The sequence below is a fragment of the Streptomyces sp. ALI-76-A genome, assembly GCF_030287445.1.
Taxonomy (GTDB): domain Bacteria; phylum Actinomycetota; class Actinomycetes; order Streptomycetales; family Streptomycetaceae; genus Streptomyces.
Window position 1 is genome coordinate 3,512,561 of record NZ_JASVWB010000002.1, and the last position, 11,839, is coordinate 3,524,399.

The window sequence follows — 11,839 nt, forward strand, 5'->3', positions numbered from 1 at the left end:
CTCCACAATGGGGGCATGCCGATACCCGGGACACCCAGCCGCGCCGAGCTCGTCGACCACCTTGTGAAGACCCGTATCGCGGGCGAGGTCGCCACCCCGCGTGAGAACAACCTCTCCCACTACCGCCAGCTGGCCAACGGCGTCCGCAACTTCTGGCTCGGCCTGGAGCTCGGCGACCGCTGGACCGACGAACAGGACGTGCTCGCGGTGATGGCGGAACGGGTCGGGGTGAACGACGACCCCGAGTACCGGTACGGGCAGGACACCATCGACCCCGGTCTGACGGTGACCGCCCTGGACCGCATGGCGGCCCGGCTGCGCAAGGCGGCCGACGGACAGCAGCGGGTCCTGTTCGCCACCGGTCACCCGGGCGGCCTGCTCGACGTGCACCGCGCCACGGCCGCCGCGCTGCGGACGGCGGGCTGCGAGATCGTGGTGATCCCGGACGGGCTGCAGACGGACGAGGGATACGTCATGCAGTTCGCGGACGTGGCGGTGCTGGAGCACGGGGCCACGCTGTGGCACACGCACTCCGGTGAGCCGATGAAGGCGATCCTCACCACGCTGGAACAGGAGGGCCGCCCGCTGCCCGACCTGGTCGTCGCCGACCACGGCTGGGCGGGCTACGCCGGGCAGCACGGCGTCGACTCCGTCGGCTACGCGGACTGCAACGACCCGGCGCTCTTCCTCGCCGAGGCGGAGGGCACCGTGCAGGTGGCGGTCCCCCTCGACGACCACGTGGTCAGTCCGCGCTACTACGACCCGATGACGGCGTACCTGCTGGCGGAGGCGGGGCTGGCGCAGACGGACCGGCCGTAGGCGTCGAGCCGGGCGCAGGCGTCGGACCGGGCGTGGGCGTCGGGTCCAGGTAGACCCGGCCGACCGCCGGGACCGCCGCCCGCAGCCGCCGTTCGGCCTCTTCGCAGGCCCGCTCGATCTGGGCGGCCGTCGACAGGTCCCGGAAGTCGACCTTCGCGGCCACCAGTGCCTCCCGCGGACCCTGTACGAGCGTCGTCAGCTCCAGTACGGCCTCGATGTGCTCGACCGCCAGCAGCTCGGCCCGGATCCGCTCCCGCGCGGGCCCGGGCAGCGGGCGGCCGATGAGCAGTTCGGCGTTGGAGCGGCCCAGCACCCAGGCGACGTACAGCAGCAGCCCGCCGATCAGCAGGGACGCGAGGCCGTCCCACACGCCGGATCCGGTGAGCTGCCCGCCGAGCAGGCCGCCGGCCGCGAGGGCCAGGCCGGCCAGCGCCGCCGAGTCCTCCAGGACCACGGCCTTCACTGCGGTGTCGGGGGTGTGGCGCAGGTAGCGCCCGAAGGGCACCCTGGCACGGGCGGCCTCGCCGCGCGCCTGCCGCACCCCCGTGCGCAGGGAGTAGCCCTCCAGCAGGAAGGCGACGGCGAGAACGATGTACGACACCAGCGGGTCGCCGAGTTCCTCGCCCCGGACCAGGGTGTGGATGCCGTCGTAGAGCGAGAAGACGGCGCCGCCGACGAAGGTGGCGACCGCGGCGAGCAGGGCCCAGATGTAGCGCTCGGGGCCGTGGCCGAGGGGGTGGTCCTCGTCGGCGGGTTTCTCGCTGCGTTTGAGGGCGGTGAGCAGCAGCACCTCGGTGACCGTGTCGGCGACCGAGTGCGCGGCCTCGGAGAGCATCGCGCTGGAGCCGCTGACGACGCCGGCGACCGCCTTGGCGAGCGCGATCCCGAGATTGGCGAAGGCGGCGACGATCACCGTGAAGGTGCTCTCGCCGCCGCCCTGCGGTGCGGAGGTCATCCCCCTCGGTTGTCCCGCGGGGCGCGAACCACGCCTTCCTGGATCACCGAGATCGCCAGCCGGCCGTCCCGCGTGTAGATGCGGGCCTGGCCGAGGCCCCGGCCGCCGTGCGCCGACGGCGACTCCTGGTCGTAGAGCAGCCAGTCGTCGGCGCGGAACGGGCGGTGGAACCACATCGCGTGGTCCAGGGACGCGCCGACGACGTCACCGACCGCCCAGCCGCCCCGGCCGTGCGCGAGGAGCACCGAGTCGAGGAGTGTCATGTCGGAGACGTAGGTGGCGAGGACGACGTGCAGCAGCGGGTCGTCCGCGAGTTTGCCGTTGGTGCGGAACCAGACCTGGGAGTGCGGTTCGCGCGGCTCGCCGAACGCGCCGTACGGCGGCTCGTCCACGTAGCGCAGGTCGATCGCCTCGCGCGCCTCCAGGAACCGCTCGACGACCGACCCGCTGAGGTGGTCGTAGCCGCGCAGCCGCTCCTCGGAGGTGGGCAGCGTAACCGGGTCCGGGGCGGACGGCATGGCCGTCTGGTGCTCGAAGCCCTCCTCGTACCGCTGGAAGGAGGCGGACAGGGCGAAGATCGGCTGTCCGTGCTGGATGGCGAGGACCCGGCGCGCGGTGAAGGAACGGCCGTCGTTCATCCGGTCGACGGTGTAGACGATGGGCGCGCCGGGGTCACCGGGGCGCAGGAAGTACGCGTGCAGCGAGTGGGCGAGCCGGTCCTCGGGGACCGTCCGCCCGGCGGCGACCAGCGCCTGGGCCGCGACCTGCCCGCCGAAGACACGGGGGACGACGGCGTACCGGGAATGGCCGCGGAAGATGTTCTCCTCGATCTGCTCGAGGTCGAGCAGATCGAGGAGATCCTGTAGTGCCTGACTCATGAGGTCCGTTCTACCCGCGAGTAATGTCGCCGGCCTTACAGACCCATGTCCTTCGCGATGATCGTCTTCATGATCTCGCTGGTGCCGCCGTAGATGCGGTTGACACGGTTGTCCGCGTACAGGCGGGCGATCGGGTACTCGTTCATGAAGCCGTAGCCGCCGTGCAGCTGGAGGCAGCGGTCGATCACGCGGTGCGCGACCTCGGTGCAGAACAGCTTGGCGCTGGCGGCCTCGGCGGGGGTCAGCTCACCGGCGTCCAGGGCTTCGAGCGCGCGGTCGGCGACGGCCTCGGCGGCGTCCACCTCGGCCTGGCAGGCGGCCAGCTCGAACTTGGTGTTCTGGAAGGAGGCGACCGGCTTGCCGAAGACGGTGCGCTCCTGGACGTACTCCTTGGCGAACCGGACGGCGGCCTTGGCCTGCGCGTAGGCGCCGAAGGCGATGCCCCAGCGCTCGGAGGCCAGGTTGTGGCCGAGGTAGGAGAAGCCCTTGTTCTCCTCGCCGAGGAGGTCCTCGACGGGCACCTTGACGTCGACGAACGCCAGCTCGGCGGTGTCGGAGACCTTCAGGCCGAGCTTGTCCAGCTTGCGGCCGATGGAGTAGCCCTCGGACCTGGTGTCCACGGCGAACAGGGAGATGCCGTGGCGGCGGTCCTCGGCGGTCGGCGCGGCGGTGCGGGCGCAGACGATGACGCGGTCGGCGTGGACGCCGCCGGTGATGAAGGTCTTGGAGCCGTTGAGGACGTAGTGCGTGCCGTCCTCGGAGAGCTTGGCGGTGGTCTTCATGCCCGCGAGGTCGGAGCCGGTGCCCGGCTCGGTCATCGCGAGGGCCCACATCTCCTCGCCGGAGACGAACTTCGGCAGGAAGCGCTTCTTCTGCTCGTCGGTGGCGAGCATCTTGATGTACGGCAGGCCGAGCAGCACGTGCACACCGGAGCCGCCGAAGGAGACGCCCGCGCGGGCGGTCTCCTCGTACATGACGGCCTCGAACTTGTACGAGTCGATACCGGCGCCGCCGTGCTCCTCGTCGACGCGGATGCCGAAGACGCCGAGCTCGGCGAGCTTGTAGTAGAAGTCGCGCGGCGCCTGGCCGGCCGCGAACCACTCGTCGTAGACCGGGACGACCTCGGCCTCGATGAAGGCCCGGAGGGTCTCCCGGAACGCCTCGTGATCCTCGTTGAACACCGTACGGCGCACCGCCGCCACCCTTCCTTGCGCCTGGACCGGCGCCGCTCTCGCGTACCTGGTTGCTCGCCGTCGGGGTTCCTCAATCGCTGGTTGCGGTCCCTCGGCTAAGCGCTTGCTCACTTACGGTACCGGCGAGTAGGAAGGTCCGTCCAGGTAACGCTCGTCACGCCGGGCCGGTGCGGCGGCCAACGGGCCGGCCGCCCCGGAGCCCGCCCTCGGTCACCCCCCAGGAAAGCGCCCCGGCTCCAGGCCGGACGCCTACTCCCCCGCGGCCTCCGCCGCCCCCGCCGCCGCGAACGCCCCCCGCGCCATCCGGTGCAGCAGCTCCGCCATCGCCCCCCGGCCCGGCAGCGCCCCCGCGCGCCCCAGGTGCGGGGTCGAGTTCAGCAGGCCGAACACCGAGTGCACCGCCGACCGCGCCGCCGGCTCGGCCAGGTCCGGGTACACCTCCCGGACCACCCCCACCCACAGTTCCACGTACTGCCGCTGGAGCTGCCGCACGAGCTTGCGGTCCGTGTCCCGCAGCCGGTCCAGCTCACGGTCGTGCAGCGTGATCAGCGGCCGGTCGTCGAGGGCGAAGTCGATGTGGCCCTCGATGAGCGAGTCGAGGACCGCCTCGGAGGGCACCCCGTCGGCCTCCCGCAACCGCCGCTTCGCCCCCGTCAGCAGCTGCCCGCTGATCCCCACCAGCAGCTCGGCGAGCATCGCGTCCTTGCCCGGGAAGTGGCGGTACAGGCCGGGTCCGCTGATCCCGACCGCTGCGCCTATCTCGTCCACGCCGACGCCGTGGAAGCCGCGATCGGCGAACAGCCGCGCGGCTTCCTTGAGGATCTGCTCGCGGCGGGTGGGGGCGTCGGTTCTGGTGGCCATGCGAGCAATTCTAGACAGGGAGGTTAGCGGTCGTTAACCTGAAGGAAATGGTTAACGCTCATTAACAGTCGATCGCTGGGTGAGGGGACCGAAGGATGCAGGAGGCAGCAGAGCTGACGAGCGCGGCCGATCCCGCGTCGGAGGCCTGGCGGGCCAACGAACGGGGGCACCTCGCCCTCGTCGAGGAGCTGCGCGGCAAACTCGCCGCGGCCCGGCTCGGCGGAGGTGACAAGGCCCGCGCCCGGCACACCGCGCGCGGCAAGCTGCTGCCGCGGGACCGGGTCGACACCCTGCTCGACCCCGGCTCGCCGTTCCTGGAGCTGGCGCCCCTGGCAGCCGACGGGCTGTACGACGGACAGGCCCCGGCCGCCGGCGTCATCGCCGGGATCGGCCGGGTCAGCGGACGCGAGTGCGTGATCGTCGCCAACGACGCCACCGTCAAGGGCGGGACGTACTACCCGATGACGGTGAAGAAGCACCTGCGGGCCCAGGAGGTGGCCCTGGAGAACCGTCTGCCGTGCGTCTACCTGGTCGATTCCGGCGGCGCCTTCCTGCCCCTTCAGGACGAGGTCTTCCCGGACCGCGAGCACTTCGGGCGGATCTTCTACAACCAGGCACGGATGTCGGGGGCGGGGATCCCGCAGATCGCCGCCGTCCTCGGGTCGTGCACGGCCGGCGGCGCGTACGTGCCCGCCATGAGCGACGAGGCGGTGATCGTGCGGAACCAGGGCACGATCTTCCTCGGCGGTCCCCCGCTCGTGAAGGCCGCCACCGGTGAGGTCGTCACCGCCGAGGAGCTCGGCGGCGGCGAGGTGCACGCCCGGGTGTCCGGCGTCACCGACCACCTCGCCGAGGACGACGCGCACGCCCTGCGGATCGTGCGGAACATCGCCGCCACCCTCCCCGCGCGCGGGCCGCTGCCCTGGGAGGTCCGGCCCGCCGTCGAGCCGAAGGTCGACCCGTACGGGCTGTACGGCGCCGTGCCCGTCGACTCCCGCACCCCCTACGACGTCCGCGAGGTCATCGCCCGGGTGGCCGACGGCTCCCGTTTCGCCGAGTTCAAGGCCGAGTTCGGGCAGACCCTGGTCACCGGCTTCGCCCGGATCCACGGCCACCCGGTCGGGATCGTCGCCAACAACGGCATCCTGTTCTCCGAGTCCGCCCAGAAGGGCGCCCACTTCATCGAGCTGTGCGACCAGCGCGGCATCCCGCTGGTGTTCCTCCAGAACATCTCCGGCTTCATGGTCGGCAGGGACTACGAGGCCGGCGGCATCGCCAAGCACGGCGCCAAGATGGTGACCGCGGTGGCGTGCACGCGGGTGCCCAAGCTGACCGTGGTGATCGGCGGGTCGTACGGCGCGGGCAACTACTCGATGTGCGGCCGGGCCTACTCCCCGCGCTTCCTGTGGATGTGGCCGGGCGCCAAGATCTCGGTCATGGGCGGCGAACAGGCCGCGTCCGTCCTGGCGACGGTGAAGCGCGACCAGTTGGAGGCCCGGGGCGAGCAGTGGCCCGCCGCCGAGGAGGAGGCGTTCAAGGACCCGGTCCGCGCGCAGTACGAACGCCAGGGCAACGCCTACTACGCCACCGCCCGGCTCTGGGACGACGGGGTCATCGACCCGCTCGACACCCGGCAGGTGCTGGGTCTGGCCCTGACCGCCTGTGCCAACGCGCCCCTGGGTGACCCCCAGTTCGGCGTCTTCCGGATGTGAGGGGGACTTCGCAGATGCCTCAGCCGATGTTCGACACGGTCCTCGTGGCCAACCGGGGCGAGATCGCCGTCCGTGTCATCCGCACGCTGCGCTCGCTGGGCGTGCGCTCGGTGGCCGTCTTCTCCGACGCCGACGCCGACGCCCGGCACGTGCGCGAGGCCGACACCGCGGTACGGCTCGGCCCGGCGCCCGCCGCCGAGAGCTATCTGTCCGTCGAGCGGCTGCTGGCGGCGGCCGCCCGCACGGGCGCCCAGGCCGTCCACCCGGGCTACGGCTTCCTCGCGGAGAACGCCGGCTTCGCGCGCGCGTGCGCCGACGCCGGGCTCGTCTTCGTCGGACCGCCCGCCGAGGCGATCGCCCTCATGGGTGACAAGATCCGCGCCAAGGAGACGGTGCGGGCGGCCGGGGTGCCGGTCGTCCCCGGGTCCAGCGGCAGCGGCCTGACCGACGCCGAACTGGCCGACAGCGCCCTGGAGATCGGCCTGCCGGTGCTGCTGAAGCCCTCCGCGGGCGGGGGCGGCAAGGGGATGCGGCTGGTGCGCGACCCCGCCGTGCTGGCCGACGAGATCGCCGCGGCCCGCCGGGAGGCCCGCGCCTCCTTCGGGGACGACACCCTGCTCGTCGAGCGGTGGATCGACCGGCCCCGGCACATCGAGATCCAGGTCCTGGCCGACGACCACGGCCAGGTGATCCATCTGGGCGAGCGCGAGTGCTCCCTCCAGCGCCGGCACCAGAAGGTCGTCGAGGAGGCCCCGTCCGTCCTCCTGGACGAGCGGACCCGGGCGGCGATGGGCGAGGCCGCGGTCCAGGCGGCCCGCTCCTGCGGGTACGCGGGCGCGGGCACGGTCGAGTTCATCGTCCCGGGCAACGATCCGTCGTCGTACTACTTCATGGAGATGAACACCCGGCTCCAGGTCGAGCATCCGGTCACCGAGCTGGTCACCGGCCTCGATCTGGTGGAGTGGCAGCTGCGGGTGGCCGCCGGTGAGCGGCTGCCGTACGGCCAGGACGACATCAGCCTCACCGGGCACGCGATCGAGGCCCGCCTGTGCGCCGAGGACCCCACGCGCGGGTTCCTCCCCACCGGCGGCACGGTCCTGCGGCTCCACGAACCCCAGGGGGACGGCGTACGCACCGACTCCGGGCTCAGCGAGGGCACCGAGGTGGGCAGTCTGTACGACCCGATGCTGTCCAAGGTGATCGCGTACGGGCCGGACCGGGCGACCGCGCTCAGGAAGCTGCGGGCCGCGCTCGCGCAGACGGTCACGCTGGGCGTGCAGACGAACGCCGGGTTCCTGCGGCGGCTGCTCGCGCATCCGGCGGTGGTGGCGGGCGAGTTGGACACCGGGCTGGTCGAGCGGGAGGCGGCGGGGCTCGTCACCACGGACGTACCGGAAGAGGTGTACGAGGCGGCGGCGGCCGTACGGCTCGACGCGCTGCGGCCGAGGGGCGAGGGCTGGACCGATCCCTTCTCGGTGCCGAACGGCTGGCGGATCGGGGGCCTGACCCGGCCCGTCGGCTTCTCCCTGCGCGTTCAGGACCCCGTGGCATACGTCCCGCGCGGCACCCACACCGTCACCGACGACCGGGTGTCGGTCACCCTGGACGGCGTCCGCCACACCTTCCACCGCGCCGCCGACTGGCTCGGCCGTGACGGCGACGCCTGGCAGGTGCGGGACCACGACCCGGTCGCCGCGTCGCTCAACCGGGCCGCGCACGGCGGCGCCGACTCGCTGACCGCCCCCATGCCCGGCACCGTCACGGTCGTGAAGGTGGCTGTCGGCGACGAGGTGAGCGCGGGCCAGAGCCTGCTGGTCGTCGAGGCGATGAAGATGGAGCACGTCATCTCCGCCCCGCACGCCGGCACGGTCGCCGAACTGGACGTCGTACCGGGGACGACGGTCGCCATGGACCAGGTGCTGGCGGTCATCACCCCGGCCGACGCGTCGGGCGACGCCCCGGCCGTCACCCCGGTGGACACACCGGCCGTCACCCCGGCGGTCCCGGCCGCGGAGGAGGAGAGATGACGCTGCCCATGGCCGTCCCGGCGCCCGGCCTGCCCGCCCGCGTCCGGATCCACGAGGTCGGCGCGCGCGACGGCCTGCAGAACGAGAAGGGCACCGTCCCGACGGAGGTCAAGGCGGAGTTCGTGAGCCGGCTCGCCGGCGCGGGCCTGACCACGATCGAGGCGACCAGCTTCGTCCACCCCCGATGGGTGCCCCAACTGGCCGACGCGGAGGAGTTGTTCCCGCTGGTGCGGGACCTGGCGGCGGACCTCCCGGTGCTCGTGCCGAACGAACGCGGCCTGGACCGCGCGCTCGCGCTGGGCGCCACCCGGGTGGCCGTCTTCGCCAGCGCCACCGAGTCCTTCGCCAGGGCCAACCTCAACCGCACGGTCGACGAGGCGCTGGCGATGTTCGAGTCGGTGGTCGCCCGGGCGAAGGCGGAGGGCGTGCACGTGCGCGGCTACCTCTCCATGTGCTTCGGCGACCCCTGGGAGGGCGCGGTGCCCGTCCCGCAGGTCGTCCGGGTCTGCCGGGCCCTGCTGGACATGGGCTGCGACGAACTGAGCCTCGGCGACACGATCGGCGTGGCCACGCCCGGTCACGTGCTGGCCCTGCTCACCGCCCTCACCGAACAGCGGGTCCCGGTCGGCGCGCTGGGCGTGCACTTCCACGACACGTACGGCCAGGCGCTCGCCAACACCCTGGCCGCGCTCCAGTACGGCGTCACCACCGTCGACGCCTCGGCGGGTGGCCTCGGCGGCTGCCCGTACGCCAAGTCCGCGACCGGCAACCTCGCCACCGAGGACCTCGTATGGATGCTCCAGGGGCTCGGCGTCGACACCGGCGTCGACCTCGGCCGTCTCGTCGCCACAAGCGTCTGGATGGCCGGCCGGCTGGGCCGCCCCAGCCCTTCCCGCACCGTTCGCGCCCTGTCCCACGAGGACCCCGAAAGCCGCAAGGAGCAGTGACCGCCATGGACCACCGACTCTCCCCCGAGCTGGACGAACTCCGCCGCACGGTCGAGGAGTTCGCGCACGACGTCGTGGCGCCCAAGATCGGCGACTTCTACGAGCGGCACGAGTTCCCGTACGGGATCGTCCGCGAGATGGGCCGCATGGGGCTGTTCGGGCTGCCGTTCCCGGAGGAGTACGGCGGCATGGGCGGGGACTACCTGGCGCTGGGCATCGTGCTGGAAGAACTGGCGCGCGTGGACTCCTCGGTGGCCATCACCCTGGAGGCGGGCGTCTCGCTGGGCGCGATGCCGATTCACCTGTTCGGCACCGAGGCGCAGAAGCGGGAGTGGCTGCCCCGGCTGTGTTCCGGCGAGATCCTCGGGGCGTTCGGCCTGACCGAGCCGGACGGCGGCTCGGACGCGGGCGCCACCCGGACCACGGCCCGGCTCGACCCGGAGACGGACGAGTGGGTGATCAACGGCACCAAGTGCTTCATCACCAACTCGGGCACCGACATCACGGGCCTGGTCACGGTCACCGCGGTGACGGGCCGCACCCCGGACGGCCGGCCGCTGATCTCCGCGATCATCGTGCCGTCGGGCACCCCCGGGTTCACGGTCGCGCCGCCCTACTCGAAGGTCGGCTGGAACGCCTCGGACACCCGTGAGCTGTCCTTCTCCGACGTGCGGGTCCCGGCGGCGAACCTGCTGGGCGAACAGGGCCGCGGCTACGCCCAGTTCCTGCGCATCCTCGACGAGGGCCGGATCGCCATCGCCGCCCTCGCCACCGGGCTCGCGCAGGGCTGTGTGGACGAGTCGGTGAAGTACGCGAAGCAGCGCGAGGCCTTCGGCCACCCGATCGGCGCCAACCAGGCCATCCAGTTCAAGATCGCCGACATGGAGATGAAGGCCCACACGGCCCGCCTCGCCTGGCGCGACGCGGCCTCGCGGCTGGTGTCCGGCGAGCCCTTCAAGAAGGAGGCGGCCCTGGCCAAGCTGTACTCCTCGACGATCGCCGTGGACAACGCCCGCGAGGCCACCCAGATCCACGGCGGCTACGGCTTCATGAACGAGTATCCGGTGGCCCGCATGTGGCGCGACTCCAAGATCCTGGAGATCGGCGAGGGCACGAGCGAGGTCCAGCGCATGCTGATCGCGCGGGAGTTGGGGCTGACCGGCTAGCCCGGACGCGACCGGGCCACCCCGTCGTCGCGGGTGCGTGAGCCACCATCGGCCGGCATGGGAAGCCGGGTTCCGGGGCACCCCCGTGCCGGGCCCGGTTCCCGTGTGCGCGCCTCTCGGCATCCCCGCCTTGGCCGGGATCTGAGGTTAGGCTAACCTAATCGCGATCAGCCACCCGCCGTAGGCGCACACCCCCCAGTGGCCCCGTACGCACGAAAGCAGACCCTTCCATGTCGAACGCCAGAACCGCCCACTTCTCCCGCCGCGGCCTGCTCGCCACCGGTGGTGCGCTCGGCCTCGGCGCCTTCCTGGCCGCCTGCGGCGACAGCGACTCGGAGAGCGGCGGCTCGGACTCGACGGCGTCCGCCAAGGCCTCCGGCCCCTGGTCCTTCAAGGACGACCGCGGCACGACCGTGAAGCTGGACAAGGTCCCCACGAGGATAGTCGCCTTCACCGGTGTCGCCGCCGCCCTCCACGACTACGGCATCGAGATCCAGGGCGTGTTCGGCCCGACCACGACGAAGGACGACAAGGCCGACGTCCAGGCCGGCGACATGGACGTCAGCAAGCTGACCGTCTTCGGGAACGTGTGGGACCAGTTCAACGTCGAGAAGTACGCGGCCTTCGCCCCCGAGGTCCTCATCAGCACGACCTTCGACAGCGCCGGCACCCTCTGGTACGTGCCCGAGGCCTCGAAGGACAAGATCGCCAAGCTGGCCCCGAGCGTGGCCGTCTCCGTCTTCGACCGTCAGCTGACCAAGCCGCTTGCGCGCATGTGGGAGCTGGCCGAGTCGCTCGGCGCGGACATGACGGCCGCCAAGGCCACCGACGCCAAGAAGCGTTTCGAGGCCGCCTCGGAGCGGCTGCGCAAGGCCGCCAAGGCCCGCCCGGAGATCAGGGTGCTGGCGGGTTCCGCCGCGGAGACCTCGTTCTACGTCTCCGGCACCGACCTCTCCGTCGACCTGGAGTACTTCAAGGCCCTCGGCGTGAACTTCGTCGAGCCCCCGGCGTCGGCCAAGAAGGCGACCGGCGGCTGGTTCGAGACGCTCAGCTGGGAGAACGTCGACAAGTACCCGGCCGACATCATCATGATGGACGACCGCACCGCGACCATCCAGCCGGCCGACATCACCGAGGCCACCTGGAAGAAGCTGCCCGCGGTCAAGGCCGGCCAGGTCATCTCCCGCTCCCCCGAGCCGATCCTGTCGTACGACAAGTGCGTGCCGATGGTCGAGAACCTCGCGAAGGCCATCGAGGACGCGAAGAAGGTCGGCTGACCCG

Annotated in this window: 10 protein-coding genes; 6 read left to right on the forward strand and 4 right to left on the reverse strand. The window is 71.9% G+C overall.

Features of this window, described 5'->3' with window-relative positions:
- The first annotated feature begins 15 nt into the window (after nucleotides 1-15).
- Nucleotides 16-819 (forward strand): phosphatase, encoded by an 804-nt coding sequence (locus tag QQS16_RS16625; RefSeq protein ID WP_286062516.1) that lies wholly within the window; start codon nucleotides 16-18, stop codon nucleotides 817-819.
- Here QQS16_RS16625 and QQS16_RS16630 read toward each other — a convergent pair.
- The 4 genes from QQS16_RS16630 to QQS16_RS16645 all read right to left on the reverse strand — a co-directional run bounded on the left by QQS16_RS16630 (nucleotide 743) and on the right by QQS16_RS16645 (nucleotide 4,706).
- Nucleotides 743-1,774: a cation diffusion facilitator family transporter gene (locus QQS16_RS16630; RefSeq protein ID WP_286062517.1), complete on the reverse strand. Its 1,032-nt coding sequence runs from the start codon at nucleotides 1,772-1,774 to the stop codon at nucleotides 743-745. The two genes, QQS16_RS16625 and QQS16_RS16630, sit on opposite strands and share 77 nt — an antisense overlap.
- Nucleotides 1,771-2,652, reverse strand: coding sequence for an acyl-CoA thioesterase (locus tag QQS16_RS16635; RefSeq protein ID WP_286062518.1), 882 nt, complete (start codon nucleotides 2,650-2,652; stop codon nucleotides 1,771-1,773). The genes QQS16_RS16630 and QQS16_RS16635 overlap by 4 nt, the downstream gene beginning before the upstream one ends.
- A gap of 35 nt (nucleotides 2,653-2,687) precedes the next feature.
- Nucleotides 2,688-3,845: an acyl-CoA dehydrogenase family protein gene (locus tag QQS16_RS16640; RefSeq protein ID WP_286062519.1), complete on the reverse strand. Its 1,158-nt coding sequence runs from the start codon at nucleotides 3,843-3,845 to the stop codon at nucleotides 2,688-2,690.
- Nucleotides 3,846-4,094: 249 nt separating this feature from the next.
- Nucleotides 4,095-4,706, reverse strand: a complete 612-nt coding sequence (locus QQS16_RS16645; RefSeq protein ID WP_286062520.1) for an SACE_7040 family transcriptional regulator — start codon at nucleotides 4,704-4,706, stop codon at nucleotides 4,095-4,097.
- 95 nt (nucleotides 4,707-4,801) lie between these two features.
- Here QQS16_RS16645 and QQS16_RS16650 point away from each other — a divergent pair, with 95 nt between their 5' ends.
- The 5 genes from QQS16_RS16650 to QQS16_RS16670 all read left to right on the forward strand — a co-directional run bounded on the left by QQS16_RS16650 (nucleotide 4,802) and on the right by QQS16_RS16670 (nucleotide 11,835).
- Nucleotides 4,802-6,418 (forward strand): carboxyl transferase domain-containing protein, encoded by a 1,617-nt coding sequence (locus QQS16_RS16650; RefSeq protein ID WP_286062521.1) that lies wholly within the window; start codon nucleotides 4,802-4,804, stop codon nucleotides 6,416-6,418.
- A gap of 26 nt (nucleotides 6,419-6,444) precedes the next feature.
- Nucleotides 6,445-8,445: an acetyl/propionyl/methylcrotonyl-CoA carboxylase subunit alpha gene (locus QQS16_RS16655; RefSeq protein ID WP_286066351.1), complete on the forward strand. Its 2,001-nt coding sequence runs from the start codon at nucleotides 6,445-6,447 to the stop codon at nucleotides 8,443-8,445.
- The gene (locus QQS16_RS16660) at nucleotides 8,442-9,392 is read left to right on the forward strand and encodes a hydroxymethylglutaryl-CoA lyase (RefSeq protein ID WP_286062523.1); all 951 of its coding nucleotides are present in this window, start codon (nucleotides 8,442-8,444) and stop codon (nucleotides 9,390-9,392) included. The genes QQS16_RS16655 and QQS16_RS16660 overlap by 4 nt, the downstream gene beginning before the upstream one ends.
- A gap of 5 nt (nucleotides 9,393-9,397) precedes the next feature.
- Nucleotides 9,398-10,558 carry an acyl-CoA dehydrogenase family protein gene (locus QQS16_RS16665; RefSeq protein ID WP_286062524.1) on the forward strand — a complete coding sequence of 387 codons (1,161 nt, stop codon included), beginning with the start codon at nucleotides 9,398-9,400 and terminating at the stop codon, nucleotides 10,556-10,558.
- 230 nt (nucleotides 10,559-10,788) lie between these two features.
- A complete protein-coding gene (locus QQS16_RS16670; protein WP_286062526.1) occupies nucleotides 10,789-11,835 on the forward strand; it encodes an ABC transporter substrate-binding protein in 1,047 nt (348 codons plus the stop codon).
- The last annotated feature ends 4 nt before the right edge of the window (nucleotides 11,836-11,839 follow it).